Annotated in this window: 27 protein-coding genes; 13 read left to right on the top strand and 14 right to left on the bottom strand. The window is 70.1% G+C overall.

Translation table 11 applies throughout. The features are described from left to right. Positions 1 to 957 carry an aldo/keto reductase gene (locus DEJ47_RS30955; RefSeq protein WP_150173792.1) on the bottom strand — a complete coding sequence of 319 codons (957 nt, stop codon included), beginning with the start codon at positions 955 to 957 and terminating at the stop codon, positions 1 to 3. Positions 958 to 1027: 70 nt separating this feature from the next. On the opposite strand from DEJ47_RS30955, the gene DEJ47_RS30950 reads away from it, so the two are divergent. The 3 genes from DEJ47_RS30950 (at position 1028) to DEJ47_RS30940 (ending at position 3110) form a co-directional block, all read left to right on the top strand. Beyond that, positions 1028 to 1798 carry a helix-turn-helix transcriptional regulator gene (locus DEJ47_RS30950; protein ID WP_190415655.1) on the top strand — a complete coding sequence of 257 codons (771 nt, stop codon included), beginning with the start codon at positions 1028 to 1030 and terminating at the stop codon, positions 1796 to 1798. Next, a complete protein-coding gene (locus DEJ47_RS30945) occupies positions 1761 to 2360 on the top strand; it encodes a helix-turn-helix domain-containing protein (RefSeq protein ID WP_150173790.1) in 600 nt (199 codons plus the stop codon). The genes DEJ47_RS30950 and DEJ47_RS30945 overlap by 38 nt, the downstream gene beginning before the upstream one ends. A 222-nt stretch (positions 2361 to 2582) precedes the next feature. Beyond that, positions 2583 to 3110: a DUF4232 domain-containing protein gene (locus DEJ47_RS30940; RefSeq protein WP_150173788.1), complete on the top strand. Its 528-nt coding sequence runs from the start codon at positions 2583 to 2585 to the stop codon at positions 3108 to 3110. 60 nt (positions 3111 to 3170) lie between these two features. Here DEJ47_RS30940 and DEJ47_RS30935 read toward each other — a convergent pair whose 3' ends face one another. Then, positions 3171 to 4283: a serine hydrolase domain-containing protein gene (locus DEJ47_RS30935; protein WP_150173786.1), complete on the bottom strand. Its 1113-nt coding sequence runs from the start codon at positions 4281 to 4283 to the stop codon at positions 3171 to 3173. Positions 4284 to 4500: 217 nt separating this feature from the next. On the opposite strand from DEJ47_RS30935, the gene DEJ47_RS30930 reads away from it, so the two are divergent. Beyond that, the gene (locus tag DEJ47_RS30930) at positions 4501 to 5388 is read left to right on the top strand and encodes a GbsR/MarR family transcriptional regulator (protein ID WP_150173784.1); all 888 of its coding nucleotides are present in this window, start codon (positions 4501 to 4503) and stop codon (positions 5386 to 5388) included. On the opposite strand, the gene DEJ47_RS30925 is transcribed toward DEJ47_RS30930, so the two are convergent. Then, positions 5366 to 6628: a phytase gene (locus DEJ47_RS30925; RefSeq protein ID WP_150175976.1), complete on the bottom strand. Its 1263-nt coding sequence runs from the start codon at positions 6626 to 6628 to the stop codon at positions 5366 to 5368. The two genes, DEJ47_RS30930 and DEJ47_RS30925, sit on opposite strands and share 23 nt — an antisense overlap. A gap of 164 nt (positions 6629 to 6792) precedes the next feature. Then, complete coding sequence (locus tag DEJ47_RS30920; RefSeq protein ID WP_150173782.1) at positions 6793 to 7236, bottom strand: ATP-binding protein; 444 nt, start codon at positions 7234 to 7236, stop codon at positions 6793 to 6795. Between the two features lie 156 nt (positions 7237 to 7392). Here DEJ47_RS30920 and DEJ47_RS30915 point away from each other — a divergent pair, with 156 nt between their 5' ends. After that, a complete protein-coding gene (locus tag DEJ47_RS30915; RefSeq protein ID WP_150173780.1) occupies positions 7393 to 8223 on the top strand; it encodes a helix-turn-helix domain-containing protein in 831 nt (276 codons plus the stop codon). Then, positions 8223 to 8468, top strand: coding sequence for a DUF397 domain-containing protein (locus tag DEJ47_RS30910; protein WP_150173778.1), 246 nt, complete (start codon positions 8223 to 8225; stop codon positions 8466 to 8468). The genes DEJ47_RS30915 and DEJ47_RS30910 overlap by 1 nt, the downstream gene beginning before the upstream one ends. Here the strand turns inward: DEJ47_RS30910 and DEJ47_RS30905 are convergent. Next, positions 8368 to 9732 carry an MATE family efflux transporter gene (locus DEJ47_RS30905; protein ID WP_150173776.1) on the bottom strand — a complete coding sequence of 455 codons (1365 nt, stop codon included), beginning with the start codon at positions 9730 to 9732 and terminating at the stop codon, positions 8368 to 8370. The two genes, DEJ47_RS30910 and DEJ47_RS30905, sit on opposite strands and share 101 nt — an antisense overlap. A gap of 103 nt (positions 9733 to 9835) precedes the next feature. On the opposite strand from DEJ47_RS30905, the gene DEJ47_RS30900 reads away from it, so the two are divergent. Beyond that, positions 9836 to 10363 (top strand): PadR family transcriptional regulator, encoded by a 528-nt coding sequence (locus DEJ47_RS30900; protein ID WP_150173774.1) that lies wholly within the window; start codon positions 9836 to 9838, stop codon positions 10361 to 10363. 24 nt (positions 10364 to 10387) lie between these two features. On the opposite strand, the gene proP is transcribed toward DEJ47_RS30900, so the two are convergent. Next, complete coding sequence (proP, locus tag DEJ47_RS30895; protein ID WP_150173772.1) at positions 10388 to 11863, bottom strand: glycine betaine/L-proline transporter ProP; 1476 nt, start codon at positions 11861 to 11863, stop codon at positions 10388 to 10390. Between the two features lie 205 nt (positions 11864 to 12068). Between proP and DEJ47_RS30890 the strand changes: the two genes are divergently transcribed. Together DEJ47_RS30890 and DEJ47_RS30885 are read left to right on the top strand one after the other, a co-directional pair. Next, complete coding sequence (locus tag DEJ47_RS30890) at positions 12069 to 14294, top strand: alpha-N-acetylglucosaminidase (protein WP_150173770.1); 2226 nt, start codon at positions 12069 to 12071, stop codon at positions 14292 to 14294. A 66-nt stretch (positions 14295 to 14360) separates the two neighbouring features. Further along, a complete protein-coding gene (locus DEJ47_RS30885; protein WP_150173768.1) occupies positions 14361 to 14927 on the top strand; it encodes a DUF3291 domain-containing protein in 567 nt (188 codons plus the stop codon). Here DEJ47_RS30885 and DEJ47_RS30880 read toward each other — a convergent pair. Further along, entirely contained in the window at positions 14881 to 15528 is a 648-nt protein-coding gene (locus DEJ47_RS30880; RefSeq protein WP_150173765.1) for a DUF4360 domain-containing protein, read from the bottom strand. The genes DEJ47_RS30885 and DEJ47_RS30880 overlap by 47 nt on opposite strands. Before the next feature lie 252 nt (positions 15529 to 15780). On the opposite strand from DEJ47_RS30880, the gene DEJ47_RS30875 reads away from it, so the two are divergent. From DEJ47_RS30875 to DEJ47_RS30865, 3 genes are all read left to right on the top strand, one after another. Continuing rightward, entirely contained in the window at positions 15781 to 16659 is an 879-nt protein-coding gene (locus DEJ47_RS30875) for a chitosanase (protein ID WP_150173763.1), read from the top strand. Positions 16660 to 16825: 166 nt separating this feature from the next. Next, a complete protein-coding gene (locus DEJ47_RS30870; protein WP_150173761.1) occupies positions 16826 to 17776 on the top strand; it encodes a hypothetical protein in 951 nt (316 codons plus the stop codon). An 18-nt stretch (positions 17777 to 17794) separates the two neighbouring features. Continuing rightward, on the top strand, positions 17795 to 18223 hold the full coding sequence (locus tag DEJ47_RS30865; protein WP_150173758.1) for a nuclear transport factor 2 family protein: 429 nt from the start codon (positions 17795 to 17797) through the stop codon (positions 18221 to 18223). Positions 18224 to 18250: 27 nt separating this feature from the next. On the opposite strand, the gene DEJ47_RS30860 is transcribed toward DEJ47_RS30865, so the two are convergent. Further along, on the bottom strand, positions 18251 to 18682 hold the full coding sequence (locus DEJ47_RS30860) for an SgcJ/EcaC family oxidoreductase (protein WP_150173756.1): 432 nt from the start codon (positions 18680 to 18682) through the stop codon (positions 18251 to 18253). A 221-nt stretch (positions 18683 to 18903) separates the two neighbouring features. Here DEJ47_RS30860 and DEJ47_RS30855 point away from each other — a divergent pair, with 221 nt between their 5' ends. Next, entirely contained in the window at positions 18904 to 19815 is a 912-nt protein-coding gene (locus tag DEJ47_RS30855; protein WP_150173754.1) for a hypothetical protein, read from the top strand. Positions 19816 to 19910: 95 nt separating this feature from the next. On the opposite strand, the gene DEJ47_RS30850 is transcribed toward DEJ47_RS30855, so the two are convergent. The 6 genes from DEJ47_RS30850 to uraD all read right to left on the bottom strand — a co-directional run bounded on the left by DEJ47_RS30850 (position 19911) and on the right by uraD (position 26454). Further along, positions 19911 to 21278, bottom strand: coding sequence for a nucleobase:cation symporter-2 family protein (locus tag DEJ47_RS30850; RefSeq protein ID WP_150175975.1), 1368 nt, complete (start codon positions 21276 to 21278; stop codon positions 19911 to 19913). 357 nt (positions 21279 to 21635) lie between these two features. Then, positions 21636 to 23036 carry an 8-oxoguanine deaminase gene (locus DEJ47_RS30845; protein WP_150173753.1) on the bottom strand — a complete coding sequence of 467 codons (1401 nt, stop codon included), beginning with the start codon at positions 23034 to 23036 and terminating at the stop codon, positions 21636 to 21638. Positions 23037 to 23110: 74 nt separating this feature from the next. Beyond that, a complete protein-coding gene (locus tag DEJ47_RS30840; RefSeq protein WP_150173751.1) occupies positions 23111 to 24529 on the bottom strand; it encodes a nucleobase:cation symporter-2 family protein in 1419 nt (472 codons plus the stop codon). A 70-nt stretch (positions 24530 to 24599) separates the two neighbouring features. Then, a complete protein-coding gene (gene pucL, locus DEJ47_RS30835) occupies positions 24600 to 25532 on the bottom strand; it encodes a factor-independent urate hydroxylase (protein WP_150173749.1) in 933 nt (310 codons plus the stop codon). 5 nt (positions 25533 to 25537) lie between these two features. Continuing rightward, on the bottom strand, positions 25538 to 25945 hold the full coding sequence (gene uraH / locus DEJ47_RS30830) for a hydroxyisourate hydrolase (RefSeq protein WP_150173747.1): 408 nt from the start codon (positions 25943 to 25945) through the stop codon (positions 25538 to 25540). After that, positions 25942 to 26454 carry a 2-oxo-4-hydroxy-4-carboxy-5-ureidoimidazoline decarboxylase gene (uraD, locus tag DEJ47_RS30825; RefSeq protein ID WP_150173745.1) on the bottom strand — a complete coding sequence of 171 codons (513 nt, stop codon included), beginning with the start codon at positions 26452 to 26454 and terminating at the stop codon, positions 25942 to 25944. Before uraD ends, uraH begins: the two co-directional genes overlap by 4 nt. Positions 26455 to 26578: the final 124 nt, after the last annotated feature.

The following is a 26578-nucleotide window of genomic DNA, read 5'->3' as shown; positions in this document are numbered from 1 at the left end:
CTAGGGCCTGTGTCGAAGGTCCCGCCTGCCCGGCGACGCCCGGCACGCGTGCTCGCCGAGCGCGTCCAGTTCCGCGAGGTCATCGGCGTCGAGCCGGAGCGCAGCCGCCGCCACGTTCTCCGCCAGGTGGTCCGGCGACGACGTGCCGGGGATCGCGAGCATCGACGGGGAGAGGGCGAGCAGCCACGCCAGGGTGACCTGTGCGGGGGTGGCGCCGTGCCGGTCGGCCACATGCCGGAGCGCCGAGAGGTCGGGCGCTCCGGCGCCGCCGAAGGGGAAGTACGGGACGTACGCGATGTTCCGCGCGGCACACAGGTCGACCAGTTCCGCGTGGTCGCGTGCCAGCGGGCTGAACCTGTTCTGGACCGCGGCGACGGTCGCGATCGCGCTCGCCTCCGCGAACTGTCCGGGTGTCGCGTTGCTGACGCCGAGGTGGCGGATGAGGCCTTCGTCGCGCAGGGCCGCCAGCGTGGCGAACCGGTCGCCGCCCGGCCCGTCGGTCCGCAGGAAGCGGAGGTAGACCAGGTCGAGGTGGTCCCGGCCCAGCTCGCGCAGGTTCCGGTGGACGGCGGCGCGCAGCTCCGCCGGGTCGGCGGGGTCCATCCAGCTGCCGTCGGGGAGGCGGCCGGGGCCGACCTTCGTGGCGATGACCAGGTCGTCGGAGTAGGGGTGGAGGGCCTTGCGGATGAGGTCGTTGGCCGCGATGTCCCCGTAGAAGTAGAAGGCGGCCGTGTCGATGTGATTCACGCCGAGCTCGACGGCGCGGCGCAGCACGGCGATGCCCCGCTCGGGGTCGTGCGCGGGGCCGTCCCAGCCGGCGGAGGGCAGACGCATGGCGCCGAAGCCCATGCGGTGGACGGGGCGGTCGCCGCCGAGGAGGTGGGAGCCGGCCGAGGCGGCGGGGAATCCGTCCGCACTCGCATGCGGGTCTGCGCCGGTGTTCTCCGTGGTTGTCATGGGGCAGATCCTGCGATGTGCGCCTCCCGCACGCGATCACGTGGCCACTTGCTGCCAGACTGCCCCCACCATGCCGAGCACATCGAACACAACGAGCACATCGAACACGTCCAGCACGGATCAGATCGTGTCGCTGCGGGGCGAGCGGGAACTGGTGCGGCGGGCCGGTGAGCTCATCACCGGGGCCCGCGAGGAGTTCCTGTGCGCCGCGGCGGACCTCGTGACCTTCTCGCCGGGCGTGAACGCCGCGTTCGCCGGGGGCCGTCGGCCGCCGGTCACGCCGGGCGGTCTGACGATGCGCAAGCTGTACACGCCGCGCGCGTTGGCGGACGCCCGGTCGGAGGCGCGGCTCGTCCGGATCGCCGAATCCGGCGTGCAGGTGCGCATTTCGGCGGCGCCGCTCGCCCACGAGGCGATCGTCATCGACCGGCGTGTGGCGATCCTGGCCGGGGCGCCGGTCCAGGGGGTGCGTACGTTCACGGTGATCCGGACGCCGGTCGCGGTCGAGGGCGTCAGGACGCTGGTGCACGCGGCGTGGGAGACCGCCGTCGACCTCGACGAGTTCCGCAGGGCGCGCCCGCCCGCGCTGAGCGAGGAGGCGCGCCGGGTCCTGCGGGCGCTGAGCGCCGGGCACACGGACGAGGTGACGGCGCGCGGGCTCGGCATGTCGTTGCGTACGTACCGCAGGCGCGTGGCCGACCTCATGACGGCGCTCGGCGCGACGTCCCGTTTCCAGGCGGGGCTGCGGGCGCGGGAGTTGGAGTGGGGCGCGGGCGGTGGGACGGTCGACACGCAGACACCTCATGACCGGGAGGAAGGTGCCGACCGCTGTGACCGATGACCAGGCCGTACTGGAGAACGTCGGGCCGCGACTGCGGGGGTTCCGCAAGGCGCTCGGCCTCACTCTCGCCACGCTCGCGGAGCGCACGGGCCTCACGCCGAGCACCATCTCCCGGCTCGAACGCGGTCACATCCGGCCGACGCTTGAGCAGCTCCTCCCCCTCGCCCGCGCCTACGCCGTGCCGCTCGACGAACTCGTCGCGGCGCCGGCCACCGGCGATCCGCGGGTCCATCTGCGCCCCTTCCGCAAGGACGGGCTGACGTTCGTGCCGCTCGGGGTGAAGACGGGCGGGATGCGCGCGTACAAGGTGATCTACCCGCCCGTGTCGCAGCTCCCGCCGCCGCGCTTCCACGTGCACCCCGGCCGGGAGTGGTTCTACGTACTCAACGGGACGGTCCAGCTCGTCCTGACCGACACCCGCACGGAGCTGACGGCGGGTGAGGCGGCGGAGTTCGACACGGCGACGCCGCACTGGATCGGCAACGCGCGGGACGACATCCCGGCGGAGACGATCGCCCTCTACGGGCAGCAGGGCGAGCGCGTACACGTCGCGGATGTCTGAGGAGTCGTCCCGGTCGCCTCGCGGTAGCCCGTTCGTCCCAGTCCCTCGTTCCAGGGTGACGGCGTTTGTGCTGGTCAGAGACTGTTCTCGCGTTCCGGCGTCCCGTTTCGCAGGTGGGTGCTGGCGGCCGGGACGGATCACGGCCCAGGCTGTGGATCGTCCGAGCGGCTCGCCGGACGAACCACTCACGAGCCACCACTCACCGCACCCATGGAGCAACCAATGCGTTCGCGTCTCGCCGCCCGCCCCGCCCGTCTGGTCCTGACCGCCGTGGCCGCCGCCGCCCTCGCCACCACCGCCGCCGGTACCGCGCTCGCCGTCGGGGGGCAGTCGAAGGCCCCCGTCGAGCAGGTCTGCGGGACCAACGATCTCACCTTCAAGGTCACCGAGAAGACGCAGGCCGGCGGCTACCTGCTCGTGACCGCCAAGGCCAGGCCCGGCATCACCTGCTACCTGGAGGGCACGTTCCCCTCGGCCGGTTTCGGCTCGCACCCCGACCGGCAGGTCACCCCCGCCGAACAGGCCGTCACCGACAGCGTCAAGGTGTCCGGCACCAAGGCCGCGTACGCCGGCATCAACCCCAAGTCGACCAACGACGACTTCGGCGCGGAGTTCGACCGGATGGCGATCGCCGTCGCCGGTGACGAGGCGAACGCCACCGACGTCCGCCTCCCCAGCACGACCCTGATCGACAAGCCGAAGAGCACGAACTGGCACGCCGACGCGGCGGACGCCGTCCCGTTCGACTGACACCCGCTTCCGCACGACCGCTCCGCCCCGCCCGGGGCGGAGCGGTACGGGGCAGTCGCGTCAGGCCGACGCGAAGCCCAGGGCGCAGCCGTAGCTGAACTCCGTCTCCAGGAGGTCGTTGAAGATGCCGATCGGGTCCTCCCAGTGGCCCGTCGCCCAGTCCGCGTTGATGTTCACCGCGAGCATGTGCGTGCCGTCGCGTGTGCCGTAGACGTACGACCAGGAGCCGAAGAGGGCGCCGCCCATTCCCCAGACCGCCGTGCCGGAGGGCAGGAGCAGGCGGGAGATTCCGGCGCCGTACGTGGTGCGGGGGAGCCAGTCTCTGGTCGGCACCATCGTGAGCAGGTCCCGTTGCTGCTCGGGGCGCAGAAGACGGCCGCCGAGGAGGGCGGAGAAGAACTTGGTCAGGTCGTCGACGGTGGAGATCATGCCGCCCGCCGCCCAGTACGGGCTCGCCTCCAGCTCCGTGACGTCGTGGACCGGCGCGTCCGGGTCGGTTGAGAACAGTTTGGTGTAGTGGTGTGCGTGGGGCTTCGGGAGGGACCTGTCGGCCGGCGGTGGCAGGGACGTTCCCTTCAGGCCGAGCGGGCGGACGACGCGGTCGGCGAGCTCCTCCGCGAGCGTCCGGCCCGTCACCCGCTCGATGAGCATTCCGACGACGATGTAGTTCGTGTTGGAGTACGCCCAGCCCGTGCCCGCAGGGAAGTCCGCGGGGTGCGACAGGGCGATGCCGACGAGGTCCGCGGGCGTGTACGTCTCCTGCTTGCTCAGCGCCGCCTGGTCGTGCGTGTAGCTGTAGATCCCGCTGGTGTGGTCGAGGAGCTGCCGCACGGTGATGGTGGTGCCGTCGTGCCCGTTCCCCCGGAGCACGCCTGGCAGCCACTGTTCCACGGTGTCCCGCGGTGTCAGCCTGCGCTCGCCCACGAGCTGCAGGAGCACCGCGGCGACGAACGTCTTCGTGATGCTGCCGATCCGGAACCTGTCGTCGTGCCCCCGCACCCGCCGCGTCCGCGTGTCGGCGTCCCCCGCCGTGCCGTACCAGTTGCCGCCGCGGTCACGGACCTGGGCGACGATGCCCGGCACTCCCCCCTCCCGCACGGCCCGGTCGAGGACGCGCTGGGCGGATGCGTGGCCACCACCTCGGGTGTGCGCCACGCTAGTGGCGTCTTCCATGTGACCCCCCTGGTTCTGTCTGTCGCGCTGTTGTTTCTTCTGTTTCTTCTGTTTCTTCAGTCGCGCTTGGTCTCCTGCTTTCTTTCGCGACAACTGAAAGCTACGTTGCACATGCGTCCGTCTGAAGCGGCACACGGCGGACAACTTCGTGCAACAGGCGGGTTTTTGGGGTCGCGTAGCGTTGCCGATGAGGGCTAACGCAACGCTTAGGGGGGACATGGGCGGCGGAAGACTGTCGGCGGAGGACCGGAGAGCCATCGAGGCGGGACTTGCCGAGGAGTTGTCGTACGCCGCCATCGCCCGGCGGCTCGGACGGGCGACCTCGTCCGTGAGCAGGGAGGTCGCCCGCAACGGCGGCCCCGACGCCTATCGCGCGGAGCACGCCGACCGCGCCGACGCGTGGCGCAGGCGCAACCGGCCCCCTTCCCGACGACCCGCGGCACCCGAGCCCGAGCCCGAGCTGGATCACGATCCCGACCCCGCCGCCGTCCAGGCGTACGTGGACAAGTTCGCCTCTCTGCTGATCGCCGTGGGGCTGCCCCGCACGGCCGCGAGAGTGCTGGCGTGCCTGGTGACCTCCCCGACCGGTGCCGAGACCTCCGCGGAGCTCACTCGGCGCCTGAAGGTGAGCCCGGCCTCGGTGTCCAAGGCTGTCGGGTACCTCGAAGGGCTCGACGTCCTCTCCCGCGAGCACGAGCCCGGCGGGCGCCGCGACCGCTACGTCATCGACGAGGAGGTCTGGCTGCGCGCCTGGCTGACCAGCGCGCACAAGAACGCGGCCTGTGCGGCGACCGCCCGGGAGGGTGCGGACCTGTTCGGGCCCGACACCCCCACGGGGGCGCGGCTCAACGCGATGCACGCGTTCTTCGCCGGGATTCACCGGAGCATGACGGGACCGCCGACCTCCGCGGCCGTCGAGGACGCGCTGACGGTACTGGCCGCGCTCTTCCACGCGGCCCGGCCCCTCACCACGGGTGAGCTCGCCGCCGCCCTCGGCTGGCCGACGTCACGCGTCGTCAGCGCCGTGCAGGCGGCGGGATACGACCCGGGAGTGCGGCTCACACCCGAGCAGCGGGCGGCGCTCAGTCGTCCAGCGTCTTCATGACCTTGCCGAGGTCGACGAACTTGAAGTTCGTGGCGGGGCGGTCGCCGTCGCCGGGCGCGTCGTGGCCGTCCTGGACGACGAGAAGGCCGTTCGGGTACTTCGAGCCGAGCGGCTCGTTCAGCGCTGCCGCGCCGTCGCACTCCTCCGACCCGTCGAGCGCACCGCCCGCGGGAGTGACCCGGAAGCCACCCTCGTACTCGTTGCGGTCGCTCCGTTCGCGGTCGTACGCGGCGAAGGTGTTGTCGCCCTGGCTGGAGGCGAGGAGATACCCGTCCCCGTCCTCCTCATGGACGAGGGTGAGCCCCTCCACGTCGGCGGTGACGCGCTTGCCGCCGTACCCGGGGTCGGCGCCGGCCTCGCACTCCTCCGTCTCCTCGTCGTAGACGCCGGGCACGCCGTACTCCCGCACCTTGTCGACGAGTTCGGGCTTGCCGGTCAGGTCGGCGCGCATGCGCCAGATGCCGACGTCCTCCTGCCCGGCGTACAGCGTGCCGTTGGCCGGGTCGACGACCATGCCCTCGACCTGCGGGAGTTCGCCAGGTTCGGCGCACGGGCTCCACGTCGTGCCGTTCGGCAGCCGGAACGAGGACGGCAGGTCCAGCGTACGGACCTTGCGGTACGTGACCTTGCCGCCGCTCGCCGGGAGCAGTTCGAGGAGCGCGACGCCGGTGCGTTCGCGCTGACTGACCAGGGCGTACGAACGGCCGCTCGCCTTGTCCTGCCAGGTCGCGAGGCCGTACGCGGTGCGCTGCTCGTTGACCTCGTCCTGGTCGGCGGAGAAGACGCGCGGCGCGGCGGGGTCGGTGACGTCGGTCAGGGGGCCGCCGGACCGGTCGCGGTCGATCCGGTAGAAGCGCAGCTTGTCGTGGCCCCGGTCGCTGGTGACGGCGAGGTCGGCGGCCCCGGACGACAGCTTCAGGCCGCGCACGAGGTCGACGTTGTTGAAGCGGCCCGGCGCGTCGTCGGGCCCTTGGGCGGGCGGGGCGGCCACGGACTGGACGGGCCGGGCGTCCAAGTCGTAGGCGCGCAGGCCCCCTTCCTTGGCGGTGGCGATCACCAGGCTGCGCGCCGGGTCGGCGGTGTTGCGCCAGATCGCCGGGTCGTCGGCGTCGGCGTTGCCGCCCGCGTCGTCGTCGTGCAGGACAGGGGTCTCGGCCCTGGGGGTTATGCCGGGCAGCGGTTCGGCGGCCGTCGCGGTGGCGGAGGCGGTGGAGGTGGCCGCCACGAAGGCGGTGGTCATGGCGAGCACGACCGAACCAATCGTTCGACGGGTCGGACAGTGTCTGGTCACGCGGTGTCTCCTCGTTCCGGGAACGGATGGATCTTGCGTGAGACTGGGGCCCGACGGTGTCCGCGCGGCGTACGCGGCACATCGGGTAACACCCCGCCCGAATGTACGCGCGGTTAACTCCGTTCGTGGCCCTGCGTGGTGAGCTCGGCCCACACCGTCTTGCCGACCTTGCGTCCGGCCACGCCCCACTCGGTGGCGAGCGCGGCGACGATCACGAGCCCCCGCCCCGACTCGCCTTCCGCGCCCCCGGACTTGCGCGCGACGTGCGAGACGACGTCCGCACGGGCGTCGGCGACCTCGATACGCAGCGTGTCGGCGCGCAGCGTCAGGCCGAGCTCGAAGTCGAGGCCCGGTACGCGACCGTGGGTCACGGCGTTCGCCGCGAGCTCGGCGACGATCGCCTCGGCGGCGTCGGAGAGTTCGGTGTCGTACGCGATGCCCCAGCCGTCCAGGTGATACCTGGTCAGCCTCCTCGCGAGGCGGGCACCCCGGGGCGTGGAACTGAAGCGTTGCGCGAAGGTGCGGGGTGCGGCGGCGGGGCGCGCTTGGGTCGGCATGGCGGCAACGGTGGCTGTTCAGGGGGTCGGGGCACCAGGCACGAAACTCGTACGCTGAGTAATTGTACGAGTGCGAAGGGTGGACAGTACGGGTAACGGAACGTGAGCATGGGCGCGTTGGCGCAGACCGATAGCCGAGCGTCAGGGATACCCGTGATGTCGTCAAGTACGACGAACAGTAATGAGCCCGAACCGACCGATGGCCTCAAAGCCTTCGGTGCCGTTCTGAAGAGCTTCCGCAAGCGCGCCGGGTACACGCAGGAGTCCCTGGCCCCCGAAATCGGCTACTCGGCCCATTTCATCGCCTCCGTCGAGCAGGGCCGCCGGTTTCCGCCGCCCCGGTTCGTCGACCAGTGCGAGATGGCGCTGGACGCATTCGGGACGCTGAGGCTGGCGGCGAACCAGCTGTCGCGGCAGCGGGGGTTGGCGTCCTGGTTCCGCCAGTGGGCGCGGCTGGAGCAGGATGCGGTCGCGCTCTCCACGTACGAGTGCCGGTTGATTCCGGGCTTGTTGCAGACGGAGGCGTATGCGCGGACGCTGTTCATCAATCAGCTTCCGCCACTGGGCGACGACCAGATCGAGGCGCAACTGGAGGCGCGCGTCGAGCGCCAGCAACTCCTCACGGGGCGCCCGAACACGGCGTACAGCTTCATCCTTGAGGAACACTTGTTCCTGCGCGACATGGGCGGGCATGAAGTCACCATGGAACTCATCGACCACGTCCTCGGACTCGCCGAGCGGCGGAACATCGAGCTTCAGATCATGCCGGTGGTGAGGGAAAGCCATGCGGGACTGGGTGGGCCTGTGCAACTGCTGGAGACGCCGGAGAACCAGTGGTTTGCCTATTCCGAGGGGCAGCGGAGTGGCCAACTCATCTCCTCCCCGAAGGAGATCAGTGTTCTCCAGATGCGGTATGCCAGGATGCGCGCACAGGCTCTCTCGTTCGACGACTCCGTGGGCCTGTTGAGGCGGATGCGAGGAGAATGATGGGCACCCCCGAACTGACATGGTTCAAGAGCAGCTACAGCAGCAGCGGCGACGGCGACTGCCTGGAAGTCGCGCTCACCTGGCGCAAATCCAGCTACAGCGGCGGCTCTGGAGACGACTGCGTAGAGATCGCCCCCTGCCCCACTACCCTCCACGTACGCGACTCCAAGAACCCCGATGGCCCCCAACTCGCCCTGTCCTCCCGCGCCTGGACGGATTTCGTCGCGTACGCCTCCCTCCGCTGACGCGCGTCAGCGCCGCGCATTGCAGAGCCACCGCGCATGCCATGGCCCCACAGATGCCGGGTAGGCCGTGGTCCAACAGGGCGTACGCCAGGACCAGTTGGACCACGACACCGCCCGTCGTGATGCGGGCCAACGCCGGGCTGCTGCCACCGCCCTCGTAGACTCCGGCCACGCCGATGAAGCAGGCGAGCAGCACCAGGTACGGACCGAGGCATCGCAGGTACAACACGCCCGCGTCCGCCACCGCACCCTCCGCCCCGAACCCCCGCATGACCAAGGGCGCGGCGGCGAGCAGCACCAACGCCGCCGTCGCGCCGACCGCACCGGCGATCCGTAGCGCCTCACGGGCAACGGCCCTCCGCTCGTCCCGGCCCGCGCCCAGCAGATGCGCCGTATGGATCGCGGCGGCCTGGCGGACGGAGTAGAACGCCATCGTCGCGACGTACGTCGCCTTCGTCGCGATGCCGTACGCGGCGACCTCGTCCACACCGACCCGGGCCACCACCCCGACCAGCGCCAACGTGCCCGTCATGCGGACGACGAAGTCGGCAGACATGGGCAGACCTGTCGCCGCCGTCCGGCGCGCGTCCGCGAGGAGAGTCCGCACCCCCAGGCCTGACGGCCCGAGCGACGGCCGCAACACCAACAAGCCGCAGATCAGCGCCACCGAGCGACCGGATACCGTGGCGATCGCCGCGCCCCGCACGCCCAGGTCGCAGCCGAGGATGAGCAGCGGGTCCAGGACGAGGATCAATCCGTTGGCCAGCAGGGCGAGCCGCATCGGTGTGCGCGTGTTCCCCGAGCCTTTGAGGATTCCGTCGACCACGTTCGTGGCGAAGTAGACCGCCATGCCCGGCAGCGCGATCGCGAAGTACTGCGTGGCGAGGTGTACGGAGGTGCCGCCGTCCTCTCCGAGCACCCACCGGGCCAATGGCTCCCGGCAGACGTATCCGCCGACCGCAACCACCGGGGTGATCAGCGCCCACAGCACCCAGCCGCCCCGCACGGCCGAGCGCTCCGCCACCAAGTCCCCCGCTCCCCGCGCACGCGCCACCAGCACGGTCGTACCGGAACCGGCCATGAGGATCACGCCGAGCAGCACGTTCTCGACGTTCGTCGCGACGGCCACCGCGGCGACCGCGGCCCCTCCCAGTCCCGCCACCCAGACCATGTTGATGATCCCGGCGGTCACTCCGGCGAGGAGTTCCCCGTAGACCGGTAGCGCGAGCGACACCAGCCGCCGCCGGTGCTCCGTCGGACCCATGACCCATCCCCCTCCCTCGTACCTCGAAAAGAGGTATCGCGAAAAGAGATAGCATCACGGGCACGGAACGCACAAGGGTGACAAGGGTGAAAGGGCGCCGACCATGCTGGAGTTGGCGATTCTGGGGTTCCTGTACGAGGAGCCCCTGCACGGGTACGAGCTCAAGGGCCGTATCCAGGACCTGAACGGGCACATCCGGCCCGTGAGCGACGGCGCGCTCTACCCGGCGATCAGCCGGCTCACGAGCGCCGGGTACGTCGACCAACGCATCGAACCCGGCAGCAGCGCCGCGCCTCGCCGGGTCCTCTCCCTCACCGACGCCGGGCGCACCCGGCTCCTCGCACGCCTCCGCGAACCCAAGGACGTGGAGATCACCGACGGGCAGCGCTTCTTCACGCTCCTCGCGTTCCTGCGCCACCTTCCCGAACCGGCCGAACAGGCCGCCGTGCTCCGCCGCAGGCAGGCGTTCCTGTCCACCCCCGCCAGCTTCTTCTACCGCGACGGGAAACCCGTACGGGCGGAAGAGGCACCGGACCTCTTCCGCCAGGGGATGCTGCGCATCGCCCGCGCCACCGGCACGGAGGAGAAGGCGTGGCTGACCGAGGCCATCGCCACCCTGGAGGAATCCTGAGGGGAAAACCCTGAGGCATCCGCCTCAGGACACCCGCTGCGACTCCACCAGCTCCCGCGCCTCCTCGTCCGTCGCCACCGACGGCGGCGAGCCCTCGAGCGGCTTGCGGGCCGTCTCCTTCATCGCGGCGACCGCGATGATGCCGACGAGTCCGGCGAGCATCGTGTAGAACGCGGGCATCAGGTCGTTGCCGGTCGCGCCGATCAGCGCGGCGACGACCAGCGGGGTCGTGCCGCCGAAGAGGGAGACGGAGATGTTGAAACCGATGGAGAGGGAGCCGTAGCGGACGTCCGTCGGGAAGAGGGCCGGGAGCGACGAGGACATGACGCCCAGGTAGCAGACCAGGGCGAGGCCCAGGATCAGCAGGCCCGCGAAGACCGCGATCGTCCCGCCCTGCTTGATCAGCAGGAACGCGGGGAGGGCGAGGACGAAGAAACCCACCGAGCCCGCCATCAGGACCGGCTTGCGGCCGATGCGGTCGGAGAGGCGGCCGACGGAGTTGATCAGCGCCATCAGGATCAGCATGACGATGACGATCGACATCAGGCCGCCGGTCTCGCCGAAGCCGAGCTGCGTGAGGTACGTCGGCATGTAGGACAGGAGCATGTAGTCGGTGATGTTGAACGCCGCGACCAGCGCGATGCACAGCAGCATCGCGCGCCACTGGCCGAAGAAGGACTCCCTGAACGACTTCTTGTCGCGCTCGGCGGCAGGACCGCTCTCCGCCTCCTCCATCTTCTGGAACGCGGGCGACTCGTCGAGCTTCAGCCGCAGGTAGAGGCCGATGAGGCCGAGCGGCGACGCCACCAGGAACGGGATGCGCCAGCCCCACGACTGCATGGCATCGTCGCTGAGCCCCGCGGTGAGGGCGGTGACGAGGACCGCGGCGACCGTGTAGCCGATGAGCGTGCCGAACTCCAGGAACGAGCCCCAGAAACCGCGGCGCTTGTCGGGCGCGTACTCCGCGATGAACGTCGCGGCACCCCCGTACTCGCCGCCCGTCGAGAAGCCCTGCACCATGCGGCAGAGGACGAGGAGGACCGGCGCCCAGACGCCGATCGACGCGTAGCTCGGGATCAGGCCGATCGCCAGCGTCGCCGTCGACATCATGATCATGGTGAGGGCGAGGATCTTCTTGCGGCCCACCCGGTCGCCGAGCGGGCCGAAGAACATGCCGCCGATGGGCCGCACCAGGAACGCCGCGGCGAAGGTCGCCAGGGAGGAGAGGGTCTGCGCGGTGTCGTTCCCGGAGGGGAAGAACTCCTTGCCGATGATGACGGCGAGGTAGGCGTAGACACCGAAGTCGTACCACTCCATCGCGTTGCCCAGCGCGGTCGCCTTCACCGCGCGCTTGACCTGCGCCTCCTCGGTGACGGTGATGTCCGTCTGGCGCAGGCGCGGGTTCTTGCGGCGGTGGATCGCCCGGAAGAGCGCCCGGTGCCGTGCCACGGCTTCGGGAGCCGGTGCTGCCGGTGTTTCTGGGGCTTCGGGCGCGCTCACTTCTCAGTCACTCTCTCTGTCGGCACACGGGTCCGTCGGGGCGGACGTCGATCAACATTGCCAACCCCGATGAGGCAACGTGCCCGCTGTTGGTCCTTACGAACGTGGCCTGAAGTCCCTGTTCCGAGGGACTTGAGACCCGTTTCGCCACATACTCACCGGGCAGGTGTTGCTCCGGTGGCATCACCCGACCGACGGAGCCCGCATGCCCCTGCCCCGCCGCACCTTCCTCACCGGCCTCGCCGGGACCGCCGGTGTCACGGCCGTCTCCTGTTCCGGCACGACGGCTGACGGCGCCGCCCCTCACACCCCCGCCTCCGGCGCCGCCGCCGAGGCCGCCCGGCGCCTGCTCCCCCGCCACTGGAACCAGATCGAGTTCAGAACCGCGCCCAAGGAGGCAGGCGCCGAGGACTCCTTCCGGGTCACCGGCCGCCGCGGTCGCATCACCGTCACCGGCGCCACCCCCGCCGTGCAGCTCACCGGTTTACGCCACTACTTGAAGCACGTCACGCGCGCCGACATCACCTGGGCGGGCAGCCGCACCGACCACCTCCCCGACCGGCTCCCCGCACCCGGCGAACCACTCACCGGAGCGGCCAACACCCCGCACCGCTTCGTCCTCAACGACACCAACGACGGATACACCGGCGCCTACTACGACTGGGACTACTGGGAGCACGAGATCGACGTGTTCGCGCTCCACGGCTACAACGAAGTCCTCGTGTACGCGGGCACGGACGCCGTTTACCATCGCGCCTTCCAGGAGTTCGGGTACTCGGACGCCGAACTGCGGGCGTGGATACCGGGGCCCGCCCACCAGCCGTGGTGGCTCCTGCAGAACATGGCGTCGTTCCCGCACCCCGTCTCCCGGCAGCTGCTCGACGCCCGCGCCCGCCTGGGGCGCCGCATCTGCGACCGGCTGCGCGACCTCGGCATGACGCCGGTCCTGCCGGGCTGGTTCGGGACCGTGCCGCCGGACTTCGAGAAGAAGAACCCGGGCGCGCGGACCGTCCCGCAGGGCGACTGGGTCGGCTTCGCGCGGCCGGACTGGCTGGATCCGCGCACCGGCCATTTCGCGCGCGTGGCCGCCGCGTTCTACCGCGCGCAGGACGAGCTGTACGGCCCGACCACGATGTACAAGATGGACCTGCTCCACGAGGGCGGCAAGCCCGGCGACGTCCCCGTCGGCGACGCGGCGAAGGGCGTCGAGAAGGCGTTGCGGGCCGCGCACCCCGACGCCACCTGGGTGATCCTCGGCTGGCAGCACAATCCGCCGAAAGCCATCACCGACGCAGTCGACAAGAAGCGGATGCTCGTCGTCGACGGCCTCTCCGACCGCTTCCCGCACATCACCGACCGCGAATCCGACTGGGGCTCGACGCCCTACACCTTCGGCTCCATCTGGAACTTCGGCGGCCACACGACCCTGGGCGCCAACACCCCCGACTGGGCGGCCCTGTACGAGAAGTGGCGCACGAAGAAGGGCAGCACGCTCAGCGGCATTTCCCTCATGCCGGAGGCCGCCGACAACAACCCCGCCGCCTTCGAGCTGTTCTCGGAACTCGCCTGGCGCGACGGCGACCTGGATCTGGAGAGCTGGTTCCGGGAATGGTCGGCCTCCCGGTACGGCGCCGCCGACCCGCACGCCGAGGCCGCCTGGGACATCCTGCGCCGCACGGCCTACGGGACGACCCGCGCCGACAAGTGGGCCGAGGGCGCCGACGGTCTCTTCGGGGCCCGGCCCGACCTCGCCGCGAAGTCGGCGGCGGCCTGGTCACCGAAGAAGCTGCGGTACGACGCGGCGGCCTTCGAGCCCGCGCTCGGTGAACTCCTGGCGGTGCGGGCCGGCTTGCGGAACTCGTCCGCGTACCGTCGCGACCTGCTCGACGTCGCCCGGCAGGCGCTCTCCAACCGCAGCCGCGTCCTGCTGCCGCGCGTCAAGGAGGCGTACGACGCCGGGGACGCCGCCCGCTTCGACCGCCTCACCCGCGAGTGGCTGACCCTGATGGACCTGCTCGAACGGCTCGTGGCCACCGACTCCCGTCATCTGCTGGGGCGTTGGATCGCGGACGCCCGCGCGTGGGGCGCCGACGCGGCGGAACGGGACCGGCTCGCGTACGACCAGCTGTCCCTGCTCACCGTGTGGGGCACGCGCTCCGGTGCCGAGGCCGGCCTGCGCGACTACGCGAACCGCGAGTGGGCGGGTCTCGTGGGCGGCCTGTACCGGTCGCGCTGGGAGCGGTACTTCAAGGAGCTGCGCGCCGCCCTCGCGGAGAACCGCGCCCCCGAGAAGATCGACTGGTTCGTGATGGAGGAGGCGTGGACCGAGAACCCGGGACGCCTGGCGACCCGGCCGAAGGGTGACACGCACAAAGCAGCGGCAAAGGTATGGGACCACCTCAAACGTCACGGAGGGCATGTGAAGCGGTAAAAAGCAACGTCGACAGAGCCCGCGGCGGCGGCTACCTTCACCTGGTCTTCAACCAGGGAGAGACGCGTGCCCCAGCTTGCTCTGTACACCTTCGGCGTCCTGAAGTCACCGCTCGCCGACACCTCACCCCTGACGCGCGAGTTCTACGACATCGGCGGAACCGTCTACCAGGAGATCAGCCGGCAGCCCGGATACCTCGCGCACGCGGAACCGGCGGGCCACGACCGGGGCAAGCTCTTCGGGGCGGACTGGGGTGCGTGGGGCGAGTTCACCGTACCGAGCTGGTACGACAAGGGCCGCACGCCGGAGACCACCGCGCTGGCCACGACCCTGTCGCTCTGGACGGACGTGCGCCCCGCCTTCGACGCCCTCTACACCGGCCTGCACCGCACGGCGCTGAACAGGCGTTACGACTGGTTCGAGAGGACGGGGCACCCGAACCACGTGTTCTGGTGGGTCGCCGACGGGGCGATACCCACCTGGCGGGACGGGGTCGCCGTCCTGGAGTACCTCCAGGACGGCGCCCCCGCGCCACACGCCTTCACCTTCCACCACTCGTTCACCCCCGAAGGGGCGACGCCGGGACTCAGGCGCGCGGGCACTGCTTCCACGCCACGTGGTAGATCGTGCTGATGTCGCCGTCCGTCGAGTCCATCGTCATGAAGCTCGACTTCGCGGGATCGGACGTCCCGAGGTCGACCCGCAGCTCCGTGTTGATGTTGAAGTTCCGTTTCACGCCGCACGGCGCCCACACGAGCTGCGCCCAGTCCGTCGTGTCGGTCGCCTGCCAGTTGTCGTTGTAGGCGCCCTTGAACTCATGGCTGATCGCGGCCGTCTGGGGCGAACCCTGGAAGTAGTACGACGCCTTCTCTGTGCCCTTGGCGCCGGGCTGGAGCGAGGCGTAGCCGCGGTAGTCCGCGCTCGCGATCGCGTACGTGAAGCCCGAGGGAACGTGCACGATCAGGCTGAGCTGGCAGTTCCGGCGGAACGCGGTGGGGTCCGCGCCGCCGCCCGCCCTGGCGAGGTAGTCGCTGTAGGTCACGGTGAACGCCGTGTTGTCCTGGGAGACGGCGACGGCCGCGGTGCCCTGGGGGCAGCCGGACCCGTTCACCGTGGCGACCTCGATCACGATCTTGTCCGGGGGCGGATCGAGGATCGTCGTCGGGTTCTGCGCGGGGAGAGTCGAACCGAACAGCGCCGCGACGGCGCCGCTCAGCAGCAGTGCACCGGCCATGGTTCTCCGTTCCGTTACTGAGGAGGGGGGTTGGAGAAGTGCCTGTGTGCGTGGAACGCGGTGCGGGTGCCTGGAGCGGATTGCGTGAGCGAGGGGATCGTATGGACCCACGGGTCCGGCGCACAGAGCGATGTCCGGCCATTCGGAATATCGGGCTCATCGCGCCTTGACGGGTATACGCCACTCCAGATCTCTGGTAGGAAACCTTCCTAACAGTACGCGGCACGTGAACTCCCCCATCTGGAGGCCCCCGTGGAAACCCCCCACCACATACGCCCGCGCACCACCCGCCCGGCGGACACCACCGCGACCTCCCGTCGCACCCTGCTCGCCTTCATCGGCGCGGCAGCCGTGGCGGGCCCGCTCCTCGCCACCCAGTCGGCGGGCGCGGCCACCCCGTTCTCCTCCCTCATCACGGCGGGCGGACTCGACGACCCGGCGAAGAAGGAAATCGCGATGCAGATCGTCTGCAGCGCGGAGAACTCCTCGCTCGAATGGAAGAAGCAGTACCGGTACATCGAGGACATCGACGACGGCCGCGGCTACACCGCGGGCATCATCGGTTTCTGTTCGGGCACCGGCGACATGCTCGACCTCGTCGAGCTCTACACGCGGCGCAAGCCCGGCAACATCCTCGCCAAGTACCTGCCCGCGCTGCGCAGGGTCGACGGCTCCGACTCGCACGAGGGGCTCGACCCGACGTTCGTGCGCGACTGGGAGCGGGCCGCCGACACGGACGCGGAGTTCCGCAAGGCGCAGAACGACGAGCGCGACCGGGTCTACTTCAACCCGGCGGTCAAGCAGGGCAAGGCGGACGGCATCGGCACGCTCGGCCAGTTCTGTTACTACGACGCCATCGTCATGCACGGCGACGGCGGCGACTCCACCAGCTTCCGCAACATCCGCAAGCGCGCGCTGCGCTCGGCCAAGCCGCCGGCCCAGGGCGGCGACGAGGTGACGTACCTGAACGCCTTCCTCGACGCGCGCGTCTGGGCGATGAAGCAGGAGGAGGCCCACGAGGACACCAGCCGGGTCGACACGGCACAGCGCGTCTTCCTGAAGAAGCGCAACCTCAACCTGGACCCGCCGCTGGACTGGAAGGTCTACGGCGACCCGTACCACATCGGGTAGGCCGGGACGCGCGGGGCGCCCACGGCGTCCCGCGCCCTCCTTGCTTCTTCCTCCTTGCTTCTTCCTCCTTGCCTCTTGCCTCTTGCCTCTTGCACGCCGTCCTGGGTACGGTCCCGGCCAACTCCCCGTCTACGCGCGTCTACCTGCACCGAGGTGAGAGATCTCCATGTTCCTCCGTACGACCACGACCGTGCTGACCGCGGCAGCCGCCCTGCTCTCGGCGGGCGGCCCCACGGCGTCCGCGGCCCACGCGCCGGGCGGCGGCTGGCAGCAGGTCGGGGACGACATCAAGTCCGGCATCAGCGGGCTCGCCGTCACCAGCGACGGCCACCGGCAGGGGCGGACGGACGCCCTCGTCGTGCGCGACAACAAGAAGCCCGGCGAGAACCGCGTCGCGCGGCTTACGTACCGCCCCGGCGCCGACCGCACGGCTCCCACCCACGTCGAACCGCTCGCCTGGACGGGCACCGCGGAGCCCGTCGACCTGGAGGCGATCGAGGCGGTGCCGGGCGCCCGCGGCGAGTTCGTGGCCCTGGCGAGCCGCGGCCTGGTCCACCACCTCAAGATGACCGGCACCGGGATCCAGGTCCTCGACACCTCCCCGCTCCCCGCGACAGCCGACGGCGACGACTACGAGAGCTTCGCCCTGACCTCGCGGCACGGAAAGCTGGCCGCGGTCTGGGCCGACCGGGGCGCGGGCGAGAAACGTCCGGCGACGCTGCGCGCCTCGACGTTCTCCTTCAACAAGTCCGGCGAGGCCGACTTCGGCCCGGTCAGCACGGCTCGGCTCCGCGCCCCCTACCCGACGGGCGACGTCCGGCACGCCTCGGACATCTCCGTCGCCCCGTCGGGCCGCCTCGTGATCAGCTCGGCGTCCGACGCGGGCGACGACGGCCCCTTCGCCTCGGCCGTCCTGAACGCGGGCACGCTCTCCGTGAGCCGCTCCGGGAAGGTGCGGCTGTCCGTCGCCAAGTCACCCGAGGTGCTGCGGAAGTTCAAGGGCGTCAAGATCGAGGCGGTCGAGTGCCTGCCGGGCACCGGCGGCAGGGCGCTGCTCGGCACGGACGACGAGAACGCGGGCGGTTCGGTCAACTCCGCGTCCGTGTGCGGCAGGTAGGGGTGTTACGGTCCCGGCATGTCCGAGATCCAGATACCCGCGGCCGAGCAGCCCAAGGCCGAAATCGACGCACTGACCGCCGAGTTCTTCGGAGCTTTCGACAACCGCGGCGGCAAGGCCGCGGACGTCGCCAGGATCCGTCGGCTCATGCTGCCCGGCGGGGTGATCGTCGTGACGGGACCGCAGTACGCGGCCTACACCGTGGAGGAGTTCATCGAGCCCCGCGAGCGGCTGCTCGCCGACGGACGCCTCGTCGAGTTCGCGGAGTGGGAAGTCTCGGAACGCACCGACATCGCCGGTGACATCGCGTGCCGGTTCGGCGAGTACGCCAAGGCGGGCGTCATGGACGGCGAGCCGTTCGAGGGCGGCGGCACGAAGACGATGCAGTTCGTCCGCACGCCGGAGGGCTGGCGGATCGCCGCGTTCTCCTGGTACGACCACCCCTGACGTCAACCTCCCGGCCGAGGGTCGTTCTCAGCCGAGGATCGGGGTCGTCTGGGAGGACGTGATCCGCCAGGTCCCGTCCTCCTTCACAAGGACGTGCGTGAGGCGTCCCGCGGAGGCGGGCAACGGGGTCACCGCCTCGCCGTCGGCCCCCGGCCGCCGCCCGTCGGAGACCCGCTTGACGCTCGCCACGATCGCCACGTCGTCCCGGACGAAGCGGATGTCCTCCTCCTCGACCGTGGTGACCACGTCGGCGAGCGGCGACGCCAGCGCCTGCCGCATCGCCTCCTCCAGCGTGTCCCGTCCGGCGACGCGGCGCCCGCCGAAGTTCACGACGGTGGTGTCGGCGGTGAACAGGGGGATGAACCGCTCCACGTCGTTCTGGAACTCGCTCGCGTCCGCGACGACTTGACGGACGGCGGCGATGTCGGCGGCCTGAACAGTGGGCGACTCGGTAGGCATGACGGTTCCCCTGGAGGTCTTGAGTGGGACGCCCCCGGGTGGGCTTCCCTGATCCACACCCTCGTATCTCAAGTGCACTTGAGGTCAAGCGATCAGGAGTGCACCCCGGCAGCGGAAGACCCCCCGGACCACGAGGACTGCACGCGGTGCTGCCCTTCGGTTCCTGGCGCCGGCGGGGATGCACGGGAAGAGTGGGGCGCTCTGTACCTGGAGGAGTCCCGTTGCGCGACCACGACCACACCGGAAAGCACACCGCCGCGAAAGCGCGGGCCGCGGCCCGCAGACCCGCGGCCCCCGCCGACGCCCCGCTCCAGGGGCTCCTGGGTCTGCAGGGCTCGGCGGGCAACGCAGCCGTCGTCCAGATGCTCCGTCGGGCCGGACAGCCCGCGGGGCAGGAGCAGCACCAGCACGGTGCGGGCTGCGGCCACCAGCAGGCCGAGGAGACCGTGGTGCAGCGCGCGGGCGGGCAGGACCCGAATGCCATGGACATCGACCGGCTGGACTTCTCCGACGCGGAGGAGCTCTCGGACGGGGGCACGGACTCGGAGGCCGGCGAGTACGACTACCCGTCGTTCATGGCCGAGCGCGGCAAGCACCCCCGCTCCACCACGCCGACTCCTCAGCCCGCGGCGGGTTTCGGTGACAGCACCTACGGCATCGACCCCGGCAAGGTGAAGTCGATGCGAGAGGACAGGAAACAGGGCCGTGCCGTGCCGCCGCTGCGGTACCGCAAGGACAACGAGCCCCTGTACCGCTGGGACGGCAGGACGCCGGACCAGATCCTCGGCAAGGGGTTCAAGCCCTGGAACGAGAAGCTGCCGGCGAGCCTGCGGCACTACCAGAAGCTCCTGCAGCGCACGGGGTTCGTCAGCACGACCCGTTCGCCGGGCGGATACGTGCCCGACTGGGCGCGGCAGCCGGACGGCAGCGGCTGGCGATACGTGATCCACGCGCCCGGCGGGATCGACCTGGTCGACACACTGGGGACCACGTCCTTCGCCCAGCAGCAGGAAGTCATCTTCTGGAAGGGCATCCAGGCGGGTTACGTCGTCCGCGCGGAGCTGTGCGACGCGGGCGGGAACATCATCAAGGTCGTCAAGAGCGGTGGCGACGACGCGATGGACGTCGACTGAGCGCTGCGCGGCAGCGCTGAGAGAAGCGTTCCCTCGCGCGGGACCTGACCGCGCGAGGGAATGGCCTACTTTGTGCGTGGGACCTAACCGGGGCCTCAGTGCGCCACCGCCTCGCTCTGCCCCTTGCCCTGACCCGGCGCGCGCGTCTGCGCGATCTCACCGCCCGGCTCCATCGGTGCGGTCACGTCGTCCTCGTCGCGGCCCTTGCCGATGTGGTTGAAGACCAGGTTGAGGAGCACGGCGGCCACACAGCCCGTCGAGATGCCCGAGTCGAGGATGATCTTCGCGGTCTCCGGGAACGCGTGGTAGAACTCCGGCGCCGCGATGGGGATGAGGCCGACGGCGAGCGAGACGGCCACGATCAGGACGTTGTTGTCCTTCTCCAGGTTCGCCTTGACCAGCGTCTGGATGCCGCTGGCCGCGACCGACCCGAAGAGGACGACGCCGGCGCCGCCGAGCACGGGGCGCGGCACGACCGCGATGAGCGAGGCGGCCATCGGGCAGAGGCCCATGAGGACGAGGAAGCCGCCGCCGACGGCGACCACGTACCGGCTGCGGATCTTCGTCATCGCGACCAGGCCGATGTTCTGCGCGAAGGCGCTGCACATGAAGCCGTTGAAGAGCGGGCTGACCGCGGAGCCGAGGGTGTCGGCGCGCAGCCCCGCGGCGATGGTCTTCTCGTCGGCGGGACGGTCCACGATCTCGCCGAGGGCGAGCATGTCGGCGGTCGACTCGGTCATCGAGACGACCATGACGACGCAGAGCGAGACGATCGCGGCGGCCGCGAACTGCGGGGCGCCGAAGTGGAACGGGGTCGGGAAGCCCACGATGTCGGCGTCGCCGACCGGGCCGAAGTCCGTGACGCCGAACGGGATGGCGACGAGTGTGCCGATGACGAGGCCGAGCAGGACCGCGATCTGCTTCACGAAGCCGGTGGTGAAGCGGCGCAGCAGCAGGACGATGACGAGGGTGATGCCGGCGAGGCCCAGGTTCTTCATCGAGCCGTAGTCGTCGGCGCCGGGGACGGGCCCCTGCGCCCAGCCGAAGGCGACGGGCATCAGCGAGATGCCGATGAGGGTGATGACCGTGCCAGTCACGACCGGCGGGAAGAAGCGGATCATCTTCGAGAAGAACGGGGCGGCGATGAAGCCGAGGATGCCCGCCACGATCACCGCGCCGAAGATGATGGGCAGCGCGTCGTCCTTGTTGTCGGTCGACTCGACGACCGCGATCATCGGGGCGACACCGGCGAACGTGACGCCGTTGACGAAGGGCAGCCGGGCGCCGATCTTCCAGATGCCGAGGGTCTGCAGGAAGGTGGCGAGGCCCGCGGTGAAGAGGCAGGCGCCGGTGAGGAAGGTGAGGTCCTTGGCCGAGAGACCGATGGCGGCGCCGACGATGAGCGGCGGCGCGACGACTCCGGCGTACATGGCGGCCACGTGCTGGAGGCCGGTCGTCGCCATCTTCAGGGCGGGGAGCTTCTCGTCGACGGGGTGTATGGACCCGTCGGCGCGTATGGACCCGTCGTCGGTCTCTGGATCCGGGGTGGTGCCTTGCTTGGTGAACCTGGGCTGAGTGGCCACTGTGGCTCCTCCGGTTGTTTTCCGGTCCCGGCGGGGCCGCCGGCACTTTTCGCTTCTGGGAGGTGGTGCATGGTGCAAGGACTTGCTCGGTGTGCAGTTGTGGGAAATGCGCCCAGGTAGTGCTGACCGCCCCGGGAACGCGAAGCTTTGGGCCGCGTTCCGGGGCGGCACCTGAGCAGCCCGCTCGGCTGCTCAAGTCCGGTCGAGGGCCGTCCCCCCCGACCGGAGTTCTCGGGTTCAGCTCTCGGCGGCGATCCGCGCGAGGCGCTGCGCCTGCTCGCGGGTGGAGCGGGCGATGGCGTCCTCGTCGGCGTGCAGCAGGGTGCCGTTCTCGACGACCGGCTTGCCGTTGACGAGGGAGAGCGTGACGGGGGCGGCGGCGCCGAAGACGATGGCGGTCACCGGGTCGGCGATCGAGGCGTGCCCGATGCCGTCGATCTTCCACAGGACCAGGTCGGCGAGCTTGCCGGCCTCCAGGGAGCCGATCTGCGTGGCGCGGCCGAGGACCTGCGCGCCGCCGTACGTGCCGAGACGCAGGGCCTGGCGGGCGTTGAGCGCGGCTTCCTTGTGGGCGCCGAGGCGGTTGATCAGCAGGGCGTTGCGCAGCTCGGTGTGGAGTTCGCCGGACTCGTTGGACGCGGTGCCGTCGACGCCGAGGCCGACGGGGACACCCGCCTTGAGCATGTCGGGGACGCGGGCGATGCCGGCGGCGAGGCGGGCGTTGGAGGACGGGCAGTGGGCGACGCCCGTCTTCGTGCGGGCGAACGCCTCGATGTCGGAGTCGTTCATGTGGACGCAGTGCGCCATCCACACGTCCTCGCCGAGCCAGCCGGTGGACTCGAAGTAGTCGGTCGGGCCCATGCCGAACAGCTCGTGGCAGAACTTCTCCTCCTCGACCGTCTCGCTGCCGTGGGTGTGCAGACGCACACCCAGGCGGCGGGCCAACTCGGCGCCCTGCTTGAGGAGTTCGGTGGAGACGGAGAACGGCGAGCAGGGCGCGACGGCGACCTGCGTCATCGCGTCGAACGACGCGTCGTGGTGCTTCTTGACGGTCTCCTCGGTGGCGGCGAGCGCGCCGTCCAAGGTCTCGACGGCGAAGTCCGGCGGCAGACCGCCGTCCTTCTCGCTGCGGTCCATGGAGCCGCGGGCCAGGGTGAAGCGGACGCCCATCTCGGAGGCGGCACGGATGATCGACCCGGAGAGGTCGCCGGAGCCCCGCGGGAACACGTAGTGGTGGTCCATGGCGGTGGTGACGCCGCCGCGGGCCATCATGCCGAGGGAACCCTGCGCCGCCGCGTACGTCATCTGCTCGTCGATGCGCGCCCAGGTCGGGTACAGCGCCACCAGCCAGTTGAACAGGTTGTGGTCCGTGGCCAGACCCCGGGTGATCCACTGGTAGAAGTGGTGGTGCGTGTTGACCAGGCCGGGGGTGACGAGGTGGCCGGTGGCGTCGACACGGCGTACGACGTTCGTCAGGCCTTCGGGAGCCTTGCCCGCGCCGATCGACTCGATCCTGTTCCCGGCGACGACGATGTGGCCCGACGCGTACTCGGTGTCCTGGGCGTCGACGGTCGCGATCGCGGCGTTCTCGATGACGATGCGTTCTACGGCGCCTTCAGGGGTTGCCGATGCTGCCATGGTGCTTCCTTACTGTGTGTGGCATGGGGGTCCCCCATGCTCCTCAAGAGCTTGGGGGAGGGCACGGCATGACCCTAGGGAGATTTGAGTGCCGCGGCGGTGGAGCCACGGGTGCCGAGATGGTGAAAGAACAGGTTGAGCGTGACCGCGACGAGCGCGCCGGCGCTGATGCCGGAGCCGAGCACGGTCTGCGCCCAGGCGGGGAACTCCGCGTAGAAGGTGGGGGCGGCGAGCGGGATGATGCCCGCGCCGAGCGCCACGGCCACCAGGATGATGTTGGAGCTGTCGTCGAGGCCCGCCTCGGAGAGCGTACGGATGCCGCTGACCGCGATGGAGCCGAAGAGGACGATGCCCGCACCGCCGAGGACCGGCATGGGGACGACGTTCACGACGGCGCCGAGCACCGGGAAGGCGCCGAGCACGATGAGCGCGCCGCCCGCGACCGCGACGACGTAGCGGCTGCGTACGCGGGTCAGGGAGACCACGCCGACGTTCTGCGCGAAGGCCGAGGTGGGGAAGCCGCCGAAGACGGGGCCCACCAGGGTGGCGAGGCCGTCGGTGCGCAGGCCGCGGGTAATGGTCTTCCCGTCGGTCCTGCGCTCGCAGATCTCGCCGAGGGCGAGCATGCCGGCCGCGGACTCGGTCATCAGGACCAGCATGACGATGCAGAGCGAGAGGATCGCTGCGGGCTGGAAGACGGGGGCGCCGGCGGCGAACGGCGTGGGCAGGGCGGCGAGCGGGGCCGTCTGCACCGACGTGAAGTCGGCCATGCCGAACGGGATCGCGGCGAGCGTTCCGATGAACATGCCCGCGAGCAGCGCGACTTGCTTGAGGAAGCCGCGTCCGAACCGCTGGAAGAGCAGGATCACGACGAGCGTGAAGGCGGCGAGCGCCAGGTACTTCATGTCGCCGAACGTCGGGTCGGTCTCGTCGCCGCCCTGCGCCCACTTCACGGGCACGGGCATCAGTGTGACGCCGATGAGGGTGATGACGACGCCGGTGACGAGCGGCGGGAAGAAGCGGAGCAGCTTGCCGAAGAAGGGTCCGACGGCGAGGCAGAAGACGCCCGCGACCATCACCGCGCCGTAGATCGCGGGGAGTTGGTCGCCCTTGGCGTTGGTCTCGGCGATCGCGAGGATGGGTGCGATGCCCGCCGAGGACGCGGCGTTCACGAACGGCAGGCGGTTGCCGACGAAGCCCTTGACGCCGAGCGTCTGCAAGATGGTGGCGAGACCGGCGATCAGGAGACCGGCGGCGATGAGCCGGGTCTGGGCCACGGTGTCGAGACCGCAGGCCTGGCCGATGATGAGCGGAGGGGTGACCACACCCGCGTACATGGCGGCGATGTGCTGGAGTGCGGCGGGGACGAGCCGCGAGGGGTGGAGCTTCTCGTCCACCGGGTGACAGTCGTCGGTCGACGTGCTGTCAGCTGTGTCCGGTGGGGTGGAACACGGGCCTTCGGCTGCTGCCGGCCCCTTTGCAGGCTGTGCCATTGCGGATGTTCCCTCCGGTGTGGCGCGCCCCCCGCCCACTGCGGGCGGGACGGGGGGCGCGCATCCCGCGTCAGAGGTTGGTCATGTCGACCGGGATCTTCGGCTCGACGCCGTCCCGCAGGATCGTGGCCTCGATGAGGCCGTACGGGCGGTCGGCGGCGTAGTAGACGGCTCCGTCCTTGGCTTCGTTGTCGAGGCCGAAGGGCGAGAGGTCCTGGCGGAAGTGGTGCTTGTTGGGCGCGGAGAAGCGGATCTCGTCGATCTCGCTGCGGTTGTTGATGACCCGCGAGCCCATCTGGTACAGCGTCTGCTGGAGCGAGAGCGAGTAGGTCTCCACGAAGGCGTGCAGGATGTGCTTCTTCGCCTGCTCGTACGACCGCTCCCAACTCGGCATGCGCTGCTCGTCGTTGGTCCAGTTGTGCCGCCACCAGGTGGACAGGGAGGTGGCGAGGATGCGGTCGTAGTCTTCCTGGAGGGTCGTGTACTTGTCCTTGATGAAGCCCCAGAACTCGGAGTTCGTGGAGTTCATCACGGTCAGGTCCTTGAGCCCCGAGAGGACCTCGAAGTTCTCGCCGTCGTAGGTGATCTGGGCGAGCCGCGTCTCCTGGCCCTTGCGGACGAAGGAGTGGTTGACCTCGTCGGCGCCGATGAACTTGGCGTTGCTGTCGGAGCCGCCGATGCGCTCCCAGGCGTACTCCTCGATCCGGATGCGGGCGCGGTGGATCGAGGGCTGGCTGTCCACGAAGTGCCGGGCGAGGTGGATGCCGTACTGCTCGGCGGACTCGATGCCGTACTCCTTGGCGAACGCGAAGCAGGTGTTCTTCGTCGTGTCCGTCGGCAGGCAGTTGGCGTTCGAGCCGTTGTAGTGGACGTCGTCCAGGTCGCCGGAGAGGGCGACGGAGACGTTCAGGTCCTTGATGTGGTGGGTGTCGCCGTCCCGCGTGATCTTTACGACCCGGTTCTCAGCCTTGCCGTACTGGTTCTGTCCCAGAATGGTGGGCATGTCTGCTAGCTCCCTCGGTAAACGGAGTAGCCGAACGGGTTGAGCAGCAGCGGTACGTGGTAGTGCTCGCCCGGCGTGACGGCGAACGTGATCGCCACCTCCGGGAAGAACGCTCCGGTCGCACCGCTGTCCCGATTCGCGGGGGCGTCCTGCTGCGCCTCGGCTTGCTGATTGTTCTTGGTCAGGAAGTACGCCTCGGTCTCGAAGTCGAGGCGTACGTGCGAGGTGCCTTCCGGCAGGGCCGGCAGGTCCTTGCAGCGCCCGTCCGCGTCGGTCGCGCTGCCGCCGAGCGCCTTCCACTCATCCCCTGCACCACTGCGGGCGGACAGGGAGATGGCGACGCCCTCGGCGGGGCGGCCGACGCTGGTGTCCAGGATGTGCGTGGACACCGAGGCGGTCGTTTCCGTGCTCATGCGGTCTGCTCCTCCAGGAGGCGGGTCAGGCGGATGCGGTTGATCTTGCCCAGTTCGGCGCGGACGATCTCCCGCTCCTGTTCGGGCGAGTTGCCGATCCGCTCCTTGACCGCGTCCCGCATCTGCTCACCGGTGCGTCCGGTGGCGCAGATCAGGAAGACGTGACCGAACTTCTCCTGGTAGGCCAGGTTCAGTTCGAGCATTTCGGTCTTGAGTTCCTCGGAGGCGCCCGCCATGCCCCGCTGTTCGCGGGACGAGGTCGGGTCCCCGGGCTTCGGGCGCCCGATCGGCGGGTGCCCCGCCATCGCCTCGGCCAGGTCGTCCGCGGTGAGCTCGGCCATGGCGGCGTCGCTGGCGGCGAAGAGGTCTTCGGCGGTGGCGTAGGGGCGCTGGGCAAGCAGCTTGCTCCCCCAGGCCGAAGAGGCGCAGGCCTCGTGGAGCGCGGCGGTGGCCGCGGCCTCTTCCAAGGCGTTGAACCGGGTGAGACCGGGCGTCGTACTCGAAGTCACGGGGAGCCTCCGTGGCCTTGTGCTGGACGGGCTGCGGAACAGCTAAGACCTTGAACAACGCAGCGTCAACACTTTGTTGAAATAACTTGAACAAAGAAGCCGCCACCCGCGGAACGGGTGACGG

The sequence above is a fragment of the Streptomyces venezuelae genome (genome assembly GCF_008642355.1).
Lineage (GTDB): Bacteria > Actinomycetota > Actinomycetes > Streptomycetales > Streptomycetaceae > Streptomyces > Streptomyces venezuelae_B.
This window is presented reverse-complemented; position numbering and strand designations above follow the sequence as displayed.